The sequence below is a fragment of the Microcella alkaliphila genome (genome assembly GCF_002355395.1).
In the GTDB taxonomy this organism is placed as follows: domain Bacteria; phylum Actinomycetota; class Actinomycetes; order Actinomycetales; family Microbacteriaceae; genus Microcella; species Microcella alkaliphila_A.
On sequence record NZ_AP017315.1, the window covers coordinates 612,742 to 629,000 of the forward strand.

Genomic DNA, 16,259 nt, shown 5'->3' on the forward strand with positions numbered 1-16,259 from the left:
AGGTCTGCGGCTAAACCGCACGCGTCAAGCGTACCCGATGTCGTCGCCGACGAGTGTCACGAGCACGGCCTCGGGCGGGCAGGCGAAGCGCACGGGAGCGTAGATCGAATGGCCGAGGCCGGCTGAGACGTTGAGGTAGGCGGCGCGGTGTGCGTGATACCAGAGGCTGAGGCCCCGGGCTTGCTCAGGGGGAATGTCACAGTTGGTGACGAGGGCGCGCCCGCCCGGCAGGCATACCTGCCCGCCGTGGGTGTGGCCCGCGAAGATCAGGTCGGCACCCTGGGTGGTGAACGTGTCGAGCACGCGCCGGTAGGGGGCGTGCGTGACGCCGATCGTGACAGCGGGGTCGTCAGTGTCGTCGTCGTCCTGTTCACGCAGTTCGTCGAGCAGTGACGGCACGACGTCGAGGCGATCCCATCCGCGGTGGGCGTCGTTGACGCCGACGAGGTCGAGGATCGACCCGTTGATGGTGAGCTGGCCGACATCGTTGTTGAGCCCGTGCCAGCCGAGCCGCTCGCCGAGCAGGCGTTCGAGCGCGTCGACATCGAGGCGCTCAACGTCGTCGGCGTCCCCCCTTGAGGGCCCGAGTAGGTAGCGCAGCGGGTTCTTGAAGGTGGGCGCGAAGTAGTCGTTCGACCCGTGCACGAACGCTCCCGGCACGCCGTCGAACGGCATCAGCGCCTCGGTCAGGGCGGGGAGTGCCTCGGTGTGCCCGAGCAGGTCGCCCGTGGAGACGATGAGGTCGGGCTTGAGGGAGGTGAGGCCGCGAACCCACTCGATTCGATCGCGCTGCCACGGCGCCAGGTGAAGGTCGCTGAGGTGAAGGACCCGAATCGGGTCGGCGCCGGGCGATAGCACGGGCACGATTTCGGTGCGCACGCGGTAGGCGCGGCGCTCAATCGCGGTGGCGTAGACGGCGGCGGCCGCCGCAACCCCGAGGGTTACGGCGGCCGCCGCCTTCGCCGGTGCGCTCATCGGCAACTGTCTCGTTGCACCGTCAGGCGCACGGGCGTGTTGCGGTTCACAGTATCTCCGGCAGCGACGCTCTGGTCGATCACAATGTTGTTGCCGGGCGAGGGTCTTGGGTCAACCGGATCTTCGATGATCTCCTCGCCCTCGTCGTCGCCCTCGTCTTCACGAGGCGGCGGGCCGGGCTCGCGTCGAATTGTCTCGCAGCGAACGCTGATGTTGCCGAATCCGGCACCCTCCAGTACGGCTCGTGCCTCTTCCAGGGTGTAGCCCGGACTGACAACATCGGGTACGACGGCCTGGTTGCCCGCGCTGAGCTGGACAGTCACGGTGCTTCCGAGACTCAGGAAGATGCCCGGCGCCGGGTTCTGGTTGGCGATGAGACCTTCGGGCACTGACGAGTCGGCGCGTGTCTCGCTGATCGCGAATCGGAAGCCGAGGCCTTCGATGATGCTCCGTGCAGTGTCGGGGTTTTGGCCATTCACGTTGGGCACATTCACGCCCTGACCGCGCAGCAGGCGGTCGGGAACCTCGGGGATCGGGTCCCCGCCGTAGGCGGCGTTCGCCGCCCCCATGATCGGGCGGAAGATCTCGTGCCGGAGGTTTGTGCCGTTCGGCAGGTTGCTCACGACGAACTCGCCGGTGATGTTGCCCACCCATGAGGCTGTGCCGATGCGGGTCGAGCCGCCGACCATCCAGGTGTGGCGGGCGTTGTCGCTGGTCCCCGTTTTGCCGACGACGGGCACGTCGCCCCCGGGGTTTGAGAGCCGACCGGTTCCGCGCGTCACAACCTCGCGCATCGCGAAGGTGGTTGCGGCGGCGACGTCGGAATCGATGGCCTGTCGGCAATCCGGCACCTGGCCGGGTAACTCCGTTCCATTGCGGTCAATGAGTTTGTCGACGGCGATCGGCTCGCAGTACCAGCCGCCGTTCTGGATCGCGCCGAACGCTGCAGCCATGCTGAGCGGCGAAATCTCGTTCGTGCCGAGCACCGCCGACGGGTTGGTCTGCAGGGGTCCGCCGTCAGCCCTCTGCACGCCCAGACGCTGAGCCGTCTCGCCGATGGCGCAGAGGTCGAGTTGCTGGGCAATCGCGGCAAACGACGTGTTGACCGAGTTGACCGTCGCCTGCAGCACGCTCATCACGCCGCCGCCAGCGCCGGCGAAGTTGCGCGGCTCCCAGACCTCGCCACTCCACGGGCCATTGCACGAGTCGGTGAAGGTGGCCGGCTCGAAGCGACTGCGCGACCCGTCGATGAACTCTTGGAGGCCTCGACCTGATTCCAGCCATTCGACGAGAGCGAAAATCTTGTAGGTCGATCCGGTCTGGAAGCCGCGGGAGCCGCCGTACGGGAAGTCGGTGTTGAAGTTCACGGCGCTGGTCGTCACGCCCCCGCCTTCGAGACTGTTGTCGAACCGCTTGTTCTGCGCCATCGTCAAGATGCGCCCCGTGTTCGCTTCGACTGAGACGCTGGCGCCACCGATGTCATAGGGGATGCCGTTGCCGGTTTCACCCACGGCATCGGCCGGTACAACGCTCCACACCGTGTCTTGAGCCACGCGCTGAAGCGACATGTCGAGCGTCGTGTACAGCTCGTACCCGCCCTGACGCCACGCGGTCTCGCGCTCCTCGGGCGTCGCCCCGAGCGACTCGAGCTCGGGAATCAGGTTGACGATGTAGTCACACATGTGCCGGGCATACTCGTCGGCTGCGATGCAGCCAGAGCGCGGGGTTGACAGGGTGACGAACTCGGCGTCGACCGGCGTGTTGAGCGCCTCGTCACGTTCGGCAGCGCTGATGAAACCTTCGTCGTACATGCCGCGAATGATGAAGTCTCGGCGATCCTGGTTGCGCTGGTAATTTTCTTCACTCAGTAGTGAACGCGCGCTTGGTTGTTGCACAATCGCGATCAGGCTTGCCGCTTGCGCGACGTTGAGCTCGGCGGCGGTGATGCCGAAGTACAGCTGCGCGGCGGCCTCGATGCCGTAGGTGTTGCCCCCGAAACCGGCGATATTGAGGTAGGCGAGCATGATCTCGTCTTTGGTGTATTGCTTTTCGAGGCCGATCGCGAGCTTCGCCTCGTTCAGCTTGCGCTCCAGCGTCGTCTCTTGCGCCGCACGCACGGCTTCGTTGCGCTCTTCGCCCGGCGGGAACTGCTGAATCGCCTGGTTGATGAAGATGTTCTTCACGAGCTGCTGGGTGAGCGTCGACCCACCGCCCGTGATGTCGCCCGCGGCGAAGTTGCCGAGGGCCGCGCGCACAATTCCTTGCGGGTCGATGCCGCCGTGGGTGTAGAAGCGGCGGTCTTCGGCCGCCAGCGTGGCCTGGATGACCGTCTCGGCGATCTGGTCGTAGTCGACCTCTTCACGGTTCTCACTGAAGACGTCGGCGATCTTGACGTAGCCGTCTTCCGGATCGTTGCTGACCTGCGCGTACAGTTCGTTGCGCTGCGACAGGGGATCGATGCGAATGTACTCGGGCAGGCTGTCGAAAATACCGATGGTGTTGTTGGCCGCCATACCGGTGACCGCGATGGCGGGGGTCACCATGATCGTGGTGAGCAAGCCGATGATGGCGCTCAGGCCGATCATGCCGGCGAACGCCCCCAGTGCGCCGGCGGGCGAAGAATTCTGGGCAGACATAGACTCAAGGCTACGGCAGAGGTGCCTATGACGTCTCTGAACGTGACCCATCTTTGACAATTCGAAAGGCCGCTGATGACGCGCTGGGAGTACATCACCACGCCCCTGATGATCCACAACACCACGGCGATCCTGAACACGTGGGGCTCCGAGGGCTGGGAACTGGTACAGATCGTGACCGGCCCCGAGGGGGGCCTCGTCGCCTACTTCAAGCGCCCGGTCGCGGGCGACGCCGCCTGATGAGCGCTCTGGATGCTCGCCTCGCCGAGCTCGGAATCACCATCCCCGAGGTGGCCGCCCCGGTCGCCGCCTACGTTCCGGCGACCGTGTCGGGTCAGCTGGTGTTTACCGCCGGCCAGCTCCCGTTCGTGGACGGCAGCCTGCCGGCCACGGGCAAGGTGGGTGCCGAGGTCGGCGCTGAGCGCGCTGCCGAGCTCGCCGGCACCGCCGTCTTGAACGCGCTGGCGGCGGTGAAGAGCGTGATCGGCTCGCTCGACCGCGTGACCCGCATCGTGAAGGTCACGGGGTTCGTCGCCTCAGACCCGAGTTTCTCGGGCCAGCCCGCCGTGCTCAACGGCGCAAGCACGCTGCTCGGCGACATCTTCGGCGACATCGGCGTGCACTCCCGCAGCGCTGTGGGCGTTGCGGTGCTGCCGCTCGACGCCCCCGTCGAGGTCGAGCTGGTCGTCGAGTTCGCGTAGCCAAACGCGGGCCGTACACGACACCGGGGCCGGGCATCCATGATTCGGATGCCCGGCCCCGGTGTCGTCTGAAGCCGCGCCTCGCTACCGGAAGGAGGCGCTGATCGACGCGACGACGTTCGTGTCGGTCAGTGTCGTGGTGTCGCCGACCTCGCGACCTTCGGCGATGTCGCGAAGGAGTCGCCGCATGATCTTGCCTGAGCGGGTCTTCGGCAGCTCGGCGACGACGAACACTTTGCGGGGGCGTGCGATGGCGCCGATCTGCTCGGCGACGTGCGCTCGCAGCTGCGCCTCCGCTTCCTCGTCGCTCACGGTGCCGACCATGCGCTGGCGCAGGATGACGAAGGCGACGACCGCCTGGCCGGTGGTCTCGTCGTTGGCGCCGACGACGGCGGCTTCGGCGACCAGCTCGTGGGCGACGAGTGCCGACTCGATCTCCATCGTCGACAGGCGGTGGCCCGAGACGTTCATGACATCGTCGACCCGGCCAAGCAGCCAGACGTCGCCGTCCTCGTCGAGGTGTGCGCCGTCGCCGGCGAAGTACTTGCCCTCGAACGCCGACCAGTAGGTGTCGACGAAGCGCTGATCGTCGCCCCAGATGCCGCGCAGCATGCTCGGCCAGGGCTCGGTGATGACGAGCAGACCCCCCGCCTCCTTGCCCACATGCATACCCTGCTCGTCGAGCACGTCCACGCTGATGCCGGGAAGCGGCACCTGCGCCGAGCCGGGCTTGGCGGTCGTCACGCCGGGCAGCGCGCTGATCATCATCGCGCCGGTCTCGGTCTGCCACCACGTGTCGACGATGGGGGTGCGGCCGCCGCCGATGACCTGGCGATACCAAACCCACGCCTCGGGGTTGATGGGTTCGCCGACGCTGCCGAGCACCCGCAAGGTGGCGAGGTTGTACTGGTTGGGCACCTCGCGGCCGATCTTCATGAACGAGCGGATCGCGGTCGGCGCCGTGTAGAACAGCGTGACACCGTACTTCTCGATGATCTCCCACCAGCGACCCGGGTGCGGGGTGTCGGGGGTCCCCTCGTAAATGACCTGGGTGGCGCCGTTCGCCAGCGGGCCGTAGACCACGTAACTGTGCCCGGTGATCCAGCCGACGTCGGCCGTGCACCAGTAGACGTCGCTCTCGGGCTTCAGGTCGAAGACGTTCTTGTGGGTGAACGCCGCCTGCGTCAGGTACCCGCCCGAGGTGTGCAGAATCCCCTTCGGCTTCCCCGTGGTGCCGCTCGTGTAAAGGATGAACAGCGGATTCTCGGCCTCGAAGCCTTCCGCTTCGTGCTCGGGGTCCGCCTCGGCCATGAGCTCGTGCCACCACAGGTCGCGGCCTTCGCTCCAGTCGATGTCGTTCTCGCCGCGGCGGACGACCAGCACGTTCTGGATCGATTCCGCGCCCGAGGCGAGCGCAGCATCCACGGCGTTCTTGAGGTTGAAGACCTTGCCCTTGCGGTAGCCGCCGTCTGCGGTGATGACAAGCTTCGCCTCGGCGTCGTCGATGCGCGCGCGCAGGCTTTCGGCCGCAAACCCGCCGAAAACGACGGAGTGAATCGCGCCGAGGCGGGCGATCGCGAGCATGGCGATGACCGCTTCGGGGATCATCGGCATGTAGAGCGCCACACGGTCGCCCTGACTGATGCCGAGACCTGCGAGTACGTTCGCCGCCTTCTTCACCTCGGCGGTGAGCTCGGCGTACGTGATGGCGCGCGAGTCACCGGGCTCGCCCTCGAAGTAGAAGGCGACGCGATCGCCGTTGCCCGCCTCGACGTGGCGGTCGAGGCAGTTGTACGCGACGTTGATGCGGCCGTCGTGGAACCAGCGGGCGAACGGTGGGTTCGACCAGTCGAGGGTCTTCGTGAATGGCGTGTGCCAGCTCAGCAGCTCGCTGGCCTGGCGGGCCCAGAAGCGCAGACGGTCGGCCTTCGCTTCCTCGTAGAGCTCGGCCGTGGCGTTCGCCTGGGCGGTAAACGCGGGTTCGGGGGCGAACCGGCGGTTTTCGTGCAGGAGGCTGTCGATCGATGTCGAGGACATACATCTACTTTCGTCGATGTGCGGACTGGCCTGGTCTGCCGCGACGGTGCGAGTGAACAGACGCCATCGTAGGGCCTCGCGCCGGGGTTCGCGATCTTCCGTGTCGTGGTGCGTCACAGGCAACGCGTGTCCCCCATTCGGGTGTCCGCACTTGGGGGGACGAAATGGGGGTCAAAATTGTCTTGACCGTGAGCCTTCCTGGCGTACACTGAACGTAGTCAGCAGCAAAACTGACCTCGCGGCGCGAACGATTCCCCCCAATCTCGTGTCGCTGTGGCGGCGTCCAAATCCCCCCAAGTGGGCGCCGCCCCTGACGTACAGCGGCGGCTCCTCCCCACGGAGGGGCCGCCGCTTCGTCGTCCCCGGCTGATCGGTCGATGCGGGATGCTCGTGGCGCATTCGCGCACACTCGCCCGGTGCCCGCCTCCACGCCCTCCACCCCCTTCCTTCCCGTGGCGCGTGCCGACGCGGGCTCCCACCGCGAGGTGGCGCCAGACGTGCTCGAGGCGCTGGGGCCGCTCGCTCCGCTCGCCACCGACGGCCGCCTCACCGATCTCTTCATCACCGCTGAGGGGCGGGTGCACGCCGACGCCGGCGCGGGAACCGAGCCGATCGACGGCCTCACCCTGTCTGCCGACGAGGCGCGTGCCCTCGTCGTGCACCTCATCGCCCTCGGGGGTCGCCACATTGACGAAGCGGCCCCCTGTTGCGACGTGCGCCTCGGTGAGGGCGTGCGTGTGCACGGCGTGCTGCCACCCGTCAGCACCGGGGGAGCGTTGCTGTCGCTGCGGCTGCCTCGACCGATGCCGCCGAGCGTCACCGAGCTCGGCCTGCCGTCTCCGGCGACCGCGGCTCTCGGGCGGGCGTTGACGGCCCGCCTCACCCTGCTCGTCACGGGAGCAACCGGCAGCGGCAAGACAACATTGCTGTCGGCCTGGCTGTCGGGGGCTGAGCCGCGCGACCGCATCGTCGTGCTCGAAGACGTCGCGGAGGCGCGCATCCGACACCCCCACGTCGTATCGCTGGAGACGCGCCAGCCGAATCTCGAGGGTGCGGGGGGAGTGGATCTCGCACGCCTCGTTCGCGAGGCGCTGCGGATGCGCCCCGACCGGCTCGTCGTCGGCGAGTGTCGCGGGGCCGAGGTGCGCGAGTTCCTGGCGGCCCTGAACACCGGGCATCGAGGTGGTGCCGGAACCCTGCACGCCAACAGCCTCGGTGATGTGGCTGCGCGGCTCGAGGCGGTCGGCATGCTCGCCGGGCTCGCGCCCGCAGCCCTCGCCCGCCAGGCCGTCAGCGGAATCGACCTGGTGGCGCACCTGGCGCGCGATCCCGCCGGTGCACGCTCAATCGCCTTCGGACGGCCGTCGCTTGATGCTCGCGAGCGCTTGCGTATCGACCCGCTCGCCCCCGAGGCGGTCGCCCCCGACGCCCCGGCGCCGCCGTGACGGCGGCGGACGAGTCGCTTCCTCGCCTCATCCACCGGCTCGCGGTGCTGCTGAGCGCCGGCCTCGCTCCGGCGTCGGCGTGGCGGCACCTCGCGGCGGCAGGACGGGAGCGCGCGCATCCCCTCGTCGCGGCGGTGGCCGAGCATCCCGCGCTCGTCCGTGACCCCGCCGACGCGATGGCGGCTGCCTCGCCCGACCCGCCGGTCGAGTGGCGCGCGCTGACCGCGGCGTGGCGGATCGCCGCCACCGCGGGGGCGCCGCTCTCGGCCGTGTTGCGCTCGATCGCCGACGCCCTGCGCGACCGGGCCGACGCGCGCCGCGAGATTGCCGTCGCCCTCGCTGCGCCACGGGCCACCGCGCGCCTGGTCTTGTGGTTGCCCGCTGCGGGCGTACTGCTGGCACTCGTCATCGGGGTCGATGTCGTGGCCACAGTGCTGAACCCGATCGGCCTGATCAGCGTGATCGCGGGGCTCGGTCTCGTGCACGCGGGTCGGCGATGGACGAGCCGCCTGCTCGCGGCGGCCGAGCCGCCTGCCCCCACGGCGGGGCTCGGCTACGAGCTACTCGCCGTGGCGGCAGCGGGCGGGCGAGGTCCGGAGGCGGCGCTGCAGCTCGTGCTCGACCACCTCGCCGCGGTCGACTGTGCACCGTCGTCGACCGAGACAGCCGAGTTGACGGAGTTGGTCGCGCTGTCGCGGGGTTCGGGCGCACCGCTGGGGGAGCTCGCCCGCGCGGAGGCCCGCGAGGCCCGGGTGGCCGCGCGCGGTGCGGCCCGGCGCACGGCCGAACGCCTCGGCGTTCGCCTGATGCTGCCACTTGGTGCGTGCATCTTGCCGGCCTTCTTGCTCATCGGCGTCGTGCCAATCCTGCTCGGCATCGTCTCCTCCACACTCGCCGGCTGACGTGCCAGCAACCGGATGGGCGGGCTCGCGTCTCGTCGGCATCGTCAGCAGTCGACACTGGTCGCGTTCGTGCTGCCGACCCGATGAAAACGGAGACCCTCATGTCGACCCTCACCCGCCCCCACCGCCGACTCTCCCGTCTGCGCAGCCGACTCGCCAGCGACCGCGGAGCCGCAACGGCCGAGTATGCCATCGCCACGATGGCGGCCGTCGCCTTCGCCGGGCTTCTCGTCGTCATCATGCAGAGCGACGAGGTGCGCGGCATTCTCACCGACATGGTGCGTTCCGCGTTGACCTTCGGCGGGTGAGCTGCCGCGGCGGGGCTGCACGCGACGATCGAGGCGCGGTGAGTGCCGAACTCATCGCCGCGATTCCCGCGCTGCTCGTGGTGCTCGCCCTGTGCCTCGGCGGGCTCACCGCCGCGACCGCGCAGGCGCGCGCCCACGAGGCCGCGACGACGGCCGCGCGCCTGCTTGCTCGCGGCGCACCCGAGTCCGACGCGCACCGCCATGTCGGGCTGTCGCTCGCCGGAGCGCGGCTCGCCCTTATCCGAGCCGACGGGCTGCTCTGCGCCCGTGTCGAGCACACCCACCGCCTGCTCGGCCTGCCGCTGGCCGTCGAGGCCCGCTCGTGCGCGCTCGACAGCGGCTGGTGACCGGCCGCGACCGCGGGGCCGCGACTCCGCTCGTCGTGGGCGCCATCGCCGCGAGCGTGCTGCTTGCGACGCTGCTGCTGGGCGTCGGGGCGGCGCTCGCCGACGCGTCACGACTCGCGCACACCGCCGACGGGGCCGCGCTGGCCGCCGCCGACACGCTCCTCGGCTGGCTGCCGGGCGAGCCGTGCATTGCGGCCGAGCGTGTCGCCGCGGCCCACGGCGCGCAGGTGTCGGCGTGCGATGTCGAGGAGGTGAGTGTCCTCGTGACGGTGCGCCGCAGCATCCTGTCGATGCCCGTTGAGCGATCGGCGAGAGCCGGGGCAGCCGACCGGCGCTGATGGCCTTTGTCGGCCGGGTGTGTATGGTGACGGTGACCGGGGCCATCCGCCACCGGTCAGCGCGACGAGGTACTGCTGCCTCGACTGCGGCCTACCCCGGCCGCCCGCCGCAGCCCCTGTCGCTCGCACTAGCCGCACATATAAAGGAGCACCGTGCCCGGTACGAAGAAGCTTGTCATCGTCGAGTCGCCCGCCAAGGCGAAGACGATCGGCCGCTACCTCGGCGACGACTACGAGGTGCAGGCCTCCGTCGGGCACGTGCGCGACCTGATGGAGCCGAAGAACCTGCCCGCCGAACTGAAGAAAGGCCCGCTCGGCAAGTTCGCCATCGACGTCGACAACGGCTTCGAGCCGCACTACGTCGTCTCCGACTCGAAGAAGCGCACCGTCGCCGACCTCAAGAAGGCGCTGAAGGGTGCTGACGAGCTCTGGCTCGCCACTGATGAAGACCGCGAAGGGGAGGCGATCGCGTGGCACCTGCTGGAGGTGCTGAAGCCGAAGGTTCCCGTGAAGCGCATGGTGTTCCACGAGATCACCAAGGAAGCGATTCAGAAGGCCGTTGACGCGACCCGAGACCTCGACACCGCCCTTGTCGACGCGCAGGAGACACGTCGCATCCTCGACCGCCTCTACGGCTACGAGGTCAGCCCGGTTTTGTGGCGGCGCATCGGTCCCGGTCTGAGCGCCGGCCGCGTGCAGTCGGCCGCGACTCGTCTCATCGTCGACCGGGAGCGGGAGCGCATCGCCTTCGTCTCGGCCAGCTACTGGGACCTCGACACGACCCTCACTCCGGCCGCCGAGAACGCACCGTTCGCGGCTCGGCTGTCGCGACTTGGCGGCAGCAAGGTCGCCTCCGGTCGCGACTTCGATGACCGCGGCCAGCTGAAGGCGAAGGACGCGGTGGCGCTGGACGAGGCCACCGTGACGAACCTCGCCGAGGCGCTGCGCGCATCCGACCTGCAGCTCACCGTCACGAGCGTCGAGTCGAAGCCGTACACGCGGCGCCCCGCCGCGCCGTTCACCACCTCGACGCTGCAGCAGGAAGCCGGCCGCAAGCTGCGCTTCACCGCACGCCAGACGATGTCGGTCGCGCAGTCGCTGTACGAGAACGGCTACATCACCTACATGCGCACCGACTCGGTCACGCTGTCGCAGCAGGCCGTCGACGCGGCCCGCAGCCAGGCCCGCGACCTGTACGGCGCAGACTTCGTGCCCGACAAACCACGCCTCTACAGCGGCAAGAGCAAGAACGCGCAGGAGGCGCACGAGGCCATTCGCCCCGCGGGTGACGTCTTCCGCACCCCCAGCCAGCTCGAGGGCACGCTGCGCGGCAACGACTGGAAGCTCTACGACCTCATCTGGAAGCGCACCGTCGCCAGCCAAATGGCGGATGCACGCGGCCAGACGGCCTCCATCGCGATGGCCACGGGCCCCCTCACGAGCGCGGACGCGCGCGTCTCGGGGCAGGTCGCCGAGTTCGCGGCGAGCGGCACCGTCATCACCTTCCGCGGTTTCCTTGCCGCGTACGAGGAGGGCCGCGACGAGGAGCGCAACGCCGACCCCGCTGAGGCGAAGGAGGCGACGCTGCCGCCGTTGACCGAGGGCCAGGCGCTTGGTGTCATCGACGTCGAGCCAAAGGGTCACGAGACGAGCCCGCCGCCGCGCTACACCGAGGCGAGCCTCGTCAAGGCGTTGGAAGAGCGCGGCATCGGCCGACCCTCGACCTACGCGTCGATCATCTCGACCATCATCGACCGCGGCTACGTCGCCCCGCGCGGCTCGGCGCTCGTGCCCGGCTGGGTCGCGTTCAGCGTCGTCAAGCTGCTCGAGCAGCACTTCGGCGACCTCGTCGAGTACGACTTCACCGCCGAGATGGAGGCCGACCTCGACCGCATCGCCCGCGGCGAGGCCGACCGCACCGACTGGTTGACGGCCTTCTACTTCGGCGACGACCGGCAGCCGGGCCTGCGCCCCGTCGTCGACAACATCGGCGACATCGACGCCCGTGCCATCAACTCGATTCCGATCGCCGAGGCGATCACGCTGCGCGTCGGCAAGTACGGCCCCTTCCTCGAGGTTGACGAGGGCGGAGACACCCCGCGCCGGGTCAACATTCCGCAAGACATGGCTCCTGACGAGCTCACCCCGACCCGAGCGCAAGAACTCGTCGACGCTCCCGTCGTCGGCGACCGCGAGCTCGGCATCAACCCCGCCACGGGCAAGATGGTCGTCGCGAAGGACGGCCGCTTCGGGCCGTACGTGACCGAGGTGGATCCCGCCCCCGAGCCACAGGCCGACGCCGCTACCGGCGAAGTCGTTGATGAGGCACCCGCGAAGGCGCCCGCCCGCGGAAAGAAGGCGGCCGCCGAGAAGCCGCGCACGGCATCCCTGTTCAAGGACATGTCGCCGGACACGATCGATCTCGACACGGCGATTCGCCTGCTCGACCTGCCGCGCACGGTCGGTGACGACCCCGAGAGCGGTGACACGATCACGGCGCAAAACGGGCGGTACGGCCCGTACCTGAAGAAGGGCGCCGACACGCGATCGCTCGACAGTGAGGCGCAGATCTTCGAGATCGATCTGGCCGGCGCGCTCGAAAAGTTCGCCCAGCCGAAGTACGGTGCCCGCAAGGCCTCCAGCGCGCTGAAGGAATTCGACGCCGACCCCGTGAGCGGCAAGCCGATCAAGCTGAAAGACGGCCGCTTCGGCCCCTATGTCACCGACGGCGAGACGAACGCGACCGTGCCGCGCGGCGAAGACCCGATGGAAATCGACTTCGAGCGCGCCGTGCAACTCATCGCGGACAAGCGTGCGAAGGGGCCGGCCAAGAAGCCGGCCGCGAAGCGCGGGACGGCCGCCAAGAAGCCGGCGGCGAAGAAGACCCCCGCCAGGAAGCCGGCTACCAAGAAGCCCGCGGCGACAAAGACCGCCGCGAAGAAGACCCCGCCGGCCGCCGAATGAGCGCCCGGGGTCTCTTCCTGACGTTCGAGGGCGGAGACGGCTCGGGCAAGACCACCCAGTCGGCGCTGCTGACCGAGTGGCTGACCCAGCACGAGCGCACGGTGCTGCACGCGCGCGAACCCGGGGGAACCGAGCTGGGGGTCGAGGTGCGCGAGATCGTCATGCACCGTCGCGGCTTCGTCGCGCCCCGGGCCGAAGCGCTGCTGTACGCGGCCGACCGGGCCCAGAACGTCGCCACCGTCGTGCGCCCGGCGCTCGAGCGCGGCGACATCGTCATCCAAGACCGCTACCTCGACTCGTCCGTCGCTTACCAGGGTGCTGGCCGCGTCTTGTCGATGGCCGAAGTGCGTGAGCTTTCGCTCTGGGCGACGGAGGGCCTGCTGCCCGACCTCACGGTGCTGCTCGACCTCGACCCCGCGGTCGGCCGCACCCGACTCGACGCGAGCCGCACCCGCTACGACCGGCTCGAGGCTGAGCAGCTCGACTTCCACACTCGGGTGCGCGACGCCTACCTCGAGCTCGCCGCTGCTGAGCCCGAGCGCTTCCTCGTGCTGGATGCGACCCGCCCCGTCGATGAGCTGCAGCAGAGCATCCGGAATCGCGTGTCGGACCTCCTCGATTAGGGTGACCGCATGACCGCCTGGGACGACCTGACCGGCCAGGACGCCGCCATCGCCGCGCTGCGTAGCGCGGCCGCCGAGGGCTCCGAGTCGATGACACACTCGTGGTTGGTCACCGGCCCGCCGGGCTCTGGTCGGTCGAACCTTGCCTACGCGTTCGCCGCCGAGCTGCTCGGGGGCGCCACCGATCCGCGGGTCGCCGCGCAGGTCGACGCGCGCAGCCACCCCGACCTGGCCGTGCTCGCGACCGACCGCGTCATCATCTCGATCGACGAGGTGCGGCACCTCGTCGCCCAGAGTCAGTTCTCGCCGTCGGTGGCCCCATACCGCGTCATCGTGATCGAAGACGCCGACCGCATGACGGAGCGCACCTCGAACGTGCTGCTGAAGGCGCTCGAGGAGCCGCCGCCGCGCACCGTGTGGATCCTGTGCGCGCCCAACGCAGCCGACCTGATCCCGACCATTCGCTCGCGCGTGCGCACCGTCCGGCTGCGCGTGCCGACCGTCGCCGAAGTCGCCGCCCTGCTCGAACGTCGCGACGGCATCCCCGCCGACCTCGCCTCGCGGGCCGCCCGCGAGGCGCAAAGCCACATCGGCATGGCCCACCGGCTTGCCACCGATCAGGATGCTCGTGAGCGCCGGGCGCGCAGCCTCGACATCGCGCTCGGCGTCGGCTCCGTCTCCGGCGCCGTCCTCGCCGCCGAGCAGCTCGTGGCCGTCGCGACCGACGACGCCAAGGCGCTCACGATCGAGCGTGATCAGGTCGAGCGCGAGGCCGCACTGAAGTCGCTCGGCATCGAGCCGGGCGGAACGGTTCCCCCAGCCCTGCGGTCGCAGTTGAAGGCCCTCGAAGAAGACCAAAAGCGCCGGGCCACGCGCTCCGTGCGCGACGGCATCGACCGTGTGCTCGTTGACCTCACGTCGCTGTACCGCGACATTTTGACCGTGCAGCTCGGGGCCGGGGTCGACCTGGTGAACGAGGCGATCCGCGACCGCATTGTGGAGGCAGCACGAGCATCCACCCCCGAGCGGATGCTCGCGGCGCTCGACGCCATCGCCCTCGCCCGACGCCGCATCGAGGGCAACATGCCGCCCGCGATGGCACTCGAGGCCATGCTGATCTCGGCGAGCGGCAGGGTGCCGGCGCTAGGCTCGCCCGCGTGACGCGTCGCCGACTCTCCCTCGTTTCCGCCCTCGTGGCGTCGGTTCTGCTGCTGGGTGGCTGCACCCCCGGGCTGCTGTCGGACTTGCTTGGGCAGGGCGAGCAGTCGACGCCCACCGGCGAAGAGGTCGAGGCGGCGCTCGCCGAATACTACGAGCAGCGTGTCACGTGGAGCGACTGCGGCGGAGGGGCCCAGTGCGCGACCGCGATCGCTCCGCTCGACTGGAACAACCCCGGCGAGGGCGACGACGTCGAGCTCGCGCTCGTGCGACACCGCGCGACCGGTGACCGCATCGGCTCGCTCTTCGTGAACCCCGGAGGGCCCGGGGCCTCCGGCTTCGACTTCATCCGCGACAGCGTCGATTTCGCTGTGGGGGAGGCCCTGCGCGAGGGGTACGACATCGTCGGGTGGGATCCGCGCGGTGTCGGCCGCTCGAGCGCCGTGAGCTGTTTCGACGACCCCGCAGACATGGACGCCTTCCTGTTCGGCATCCCCGAGAACGAGGTCGGCACGGACGCGTGGATCGCCGAGGTGACCGCCTCGTCGCAGAACTTCGCGGCCGCCTGCGCTGAGAACACCGGTCCGCTCCTCGGCTTCGTCGACACCGACTCGACCGTGCAGGACCTCGACCTGCTGCGCGCCGTTCTCGGCGACCAGCAGTTGCACTACCTCGGCTACTCGTACGGCACCGAGATCGGCGCCCGCTACGCCGACCGCTACCCCGATCGTGTCGGCCGCCTCGTGCTCGACGGTGCGATCGACCCGCGCCTCGGCGTGCTCGATGTCGTGATCGCCCAGCAGGCCGGCTTCGAGCAGGCACTGCGCGCGTACCTCGCCGAGTGCCCCGCGCTCGGTGGATGCCCGTTCCCGGCCGACGTGGACGCTGCGGCCGCGCAGATTCGCGAGCTCGTCGATCGGCTCGACGAGGCGCCCCTGCCGGCCGCCGATGGTCGTTTCTTCGACGGCTCGGTCATGAGCACCGCGGTCGCGACAGCGCTCTACGACCAGGGCACCTGGACGTTCCTGACCCAGATGTTCAGCGAGCTGCGCGCCGGCGACCCGTCAACCGGGTTCTTCCTCGCCGACTTCTACTACGGGCGTGAGAACGGTGAGTACATCGACAACTCCTTCGAGGCGTTCGTCGCCATCAACTGCCTCGACTACCCCGTCGAGACCGACCCGGCGGTCATTGAGGCGCACAACGCGCGCCTGATGGAGGTCGCGCCGACCACCGCATCCCCGTCTCCCGTTGGCGACGTGCTGTGCGCCAACTGGCCGCACCAGTTCACTGGCGAACTCGGCCCGGTGACCGCCGAGGGAGCCGCGCCGATCCTTGTCGTCGGCACGACCGGCGACCCCGCCACGCCCTACGAGTGGGCGGTCGCACTCGCTGACCAGCTGTCGAGCGGCGTGCTCGTCACCTACGTCGGAGAGGGCCACATCGCCTACGACGAAGGCGACCCCTGCATCGATGACGTCATCGAGACATACCTGCTCACCGGTGCGGTTCCCGACACCGACCCGCAGTGCAACGCCTGAGCGTCCAGCGCGTCGTCGTGCGCCGTCGGTTTGGGCTAGACTTCTGCACCGTGCCGGGCTCGCCCGTCGCACGCCGCCTTAGCTCAGTCGGCAGAGCGATTCACTCGTAATGAATAGGTCGTGGGTTCGATTCCCACAGGCGGCCCGCAATCCAGTAGTTCCCGCTTGGGGCATTCCCGGTGCGCCGACGCCGTCGCGTCGCGGGGTTCGATTCCCACAGGCGGCCCCACTTCCTTCTCACCGTGTCACTGTTGCACCGTGCACGCATCGCGTCGCAGGGAGGA

General features: G+C 69.2%; 14 protein-coding genes and 1 tRNA gene. 12 read left to right on the forward strand and 3 right to left on the reverse strand.

The features are described from left to right. Positions 1-24: 24 nt before the first annotated feature. A complete protein-coding gene (locus CPY97_RS02950) occupies positions 25-975 on the reverse strand; it encodes a metallophosphoesterase (RefSeq protein WP_096420706.1) in 951 nt (316 codons plus the stop codon). Next, positions 972-3,611 (reverse strand): transglycosylase domain-containing protein, encoded by a 2,640-nt coding sequence (locus CPY97_RS02955; protein WP_161494046.1) that lies wholly within the window; start codon positions 3,609-3,611, stop codon positions 972-974. The genes CPY97_RS02950 and CPY97_RS02955 overlap by 4 nt, the downstream gene beginning before the upstream one ends. Before the next feature lie 75 nt (positions 3,612-3,686). Here CPY97_RS02955 and CPY97_RS13540 point away from each other — a divergent pair, with 75 nt between their 5' ends. Beyond that, entirely contained in the window at positions 3,687-3,851 is a 165-nt protein-coding gene (locus CPY97_RS13540; protein WP_173826855.1) for a hypothetical protein, read from the forward strand. After that, positions 3,851-4,312 carry a RidA family protein gene (locus CPY97_RS02960; RefSeq protein WP_096420709.1) on the forward strand — a complete coding sequence of 154 codons (462 nt, stop codon included), beginning with the start codon at positions 3,851-3,853 and terminating at the stop codon, positions 4,310-4,312. Before CPY97_RS13540 ends, CPY97_RS02960 begins: the two co-directional genes overlap by 1 nt. 84 nt (positions 4,313-4,396) lie before the next feature. Here the strand turns inward: CPY97_RS02960 and acs are convergent, their stop codons facing one another. After that, positions 4,397-6,349, reverse strand: a complete 1,953-nt coding sequence (acs, locus tag CPY97_RS02965; RefSeq protein ID WP_096420711.1) for an acetate--CoA ligase — start codon at positions 6,347-6,349, stop codon at positions 4,397-4,399. Between the two features lie 416 nt (positions 6,350-6,765). Here acs and CPY97_RS02970 point away from each other — a divergent pair, with 416 nt between their 5' ends. The 10 genes from CPY97_RS02970 to CPY97_RS03010 all read left to right on the forward strand — a co-directional run bounded on the left by CPY97_RS02970 (position 6,766) and on the right by CPY97_RS03010 (position 16,120). Then, on the forward strand, positions 6,766-7,794 hold the full coding sequence (locus CPY97_RS02970) for a CpaF family protein (protein ID WP_231924018.1): 1,029 nt from the start codon (positions 6,766-6,768) through the stop codon (positions 7,792-7,794). After that, on the forward strand, positions 7,791-8,696 hold the full coding sequence (locus tag CPY97_RS02975) for a type II secretion system F family protein (RefSeq protein ID WP_096420715.1): 906 nt from the start codon (positions 7,791-7,793) through the stop codon (positions 8,694-8,696). Before CPY97_RS02970 ends, CPY97_RS02975 begins: the two co-directional genes overlap by 4 nt. 101 nt (positions 8,697-8,797) lie before the next feature. Next, positions 8,798-9,004: a DUF4244 domain-containing protein gene (locus CPY97_RS02980; RefSeq protein WP_096420717.1), complete on the forward strand. Its 207-nt coding sequence runs from the start codon at positions 8,798-8,800 to the stop codon at positions 9,002-9,004. Between the two features lie 38 nt (positions 9,005-9,042). Next, the gene (locus CPY97_RS13370) at positions 9,043-9,351 is read left to right on the forward strand and encodes a TadE family type IV pilus minor pilin (protein ID WP_161494047.1); all 309 of its coding nucleotides are present in this window, start codon (positions 9,043-9,045) and stop codon (positions 9,349-9,351) included. Continuing rightward, positions 9,348-9,689 (forward strand): Rv3654c family TadE-like protein, encoded by a 342-nt coding sequence (locus CPY97_RS13375; protein WP_161494048.1) that lies wholly within the window; start codon positions 9,348-9,350, stop codon positions 9,687-9,689. The genes CPY97_RS13370 and CPY97_RS13375 overlap by 4 nt, the downstream gene beginning before the upstream one ends. Before the next feature lie 153 nt (positions 9,690-9,842). After that, positions 9,843-12,653 (forward strand): type I DNA topoisomerase, encoded by a 2,811-nt coding sequence (topA, locus tag CPY97_RS02990; RefSeq protein WP_096420721.1) that lies wholly within the window; start codon positions 9,843-9,845, stop codon positions 12,651-12,653. Beyond that, positions 12,650-13,276 carry a dTMP kinase gene (tmk, locus tag CPY97_RS02995; protein ID WP_096420723.1) on the forward strand — a complete coding sequence of 209 codons (627 nt, stop codon included), beginning with the start codon at positions 12,650-12,652 and terminating at the stop codon, positions 13,274-13,276. The genes topA and tmk overlap by 4 nt, the downstream gene beginning before the upstream one ends. 9 nt (positions 13,277-13,285) lie before the next feature. Beyond that, complete coding sequence (locus CPY97_RS03000) at positions 13,286-14,437, forward strand: DNA polymerase III subunit delta' (RefSeq protein WP_096420725.1); 1,152 nt, start codon at positions 13,286-13,288, stop codon at positions 14,435-14,437. After that, complete coding sequence (locus CPY97_RS03005; protein ID WP_096420727.1) at positions 14,434-15,975, forward strand: alpha/beta hydrolase; 1,542 nt, start codon at positions 14,434-14,436, stop codon at positions 15,973-15,975. Before CPY97_RS03000 ends, CPY97_RS03005 begins: the two co-directional genes overlap by 4 nt. Positions 15,976-16,047: 72 nt before the next feature. Continuing rightward, a tRNA-Thr gene (locus CPY97_RS03010) sits at positions 16,048-16,120 on the forward strand. The last annotated feature ends 139 nt before the right edge of the window (positions 16,121-16,259 follow it).

Excerpts from the sequence above, each read along its gene's own strand:
- CPY97_RS02950 (WP_096420706.1), bottom strand. The coding sequence starts at position 975 with ATGAGCGCACCGGCGAAGGCGGCGGCCGCCGTAACCCTCGGGGTTGCG.
- CPY97_RS02955 (WP_161494046.1), bottom strand. The coding sequence starts at position 3,611 with ATGTCTGCCCAGAATTCTTCGCCCGCCGGCGCACTGGGGGCGTTCGCC.
- CPY97_RS13540 (WP_173826855.1), top strand. The coding sequence starts at position 3,687 with ATGACGCGCTGGGAGTACATCACCACGCCCCTGATGATCCACAACACC.
- CPY97_RS02960 (WP_096420709.1), top strand. The coding sequence starts at position 3,851 with ATGAGCGCTCTGGATGCTCGCCTCGCCGAGCTCGGAATCACCATCCCC.
- acs (WP_096420711.1), bottom strand. The coding sequence starts at position 6,349 with ATGTCCTCGACATCGATCGACAGCCTCCTGCACGAAAACCGCCGGTTC.
- CPY97_RS02980 (WP_096420717.1), top strand. The coding sequence starts at position 8,798 with ATGTCGACCCTCACCCGCCCCCACCGCCGACTCTCCCGTCTGCGCAGC.
- tmk (WP_096420723.1), top strand. The coding sequence starts at position 12,650 with ATGAGCGCCCGGGGTCTCTTCCTGACGTTCGAGGGCGGAGACGGCTCG.
- CPY97_RS03000 (WP_096420725.1), top strand. The coding sequence starts at position 13,286 with ATGACCGCCTGGGACGACCTGACCGGCCAGGACGCCGCCATCGCCGCG.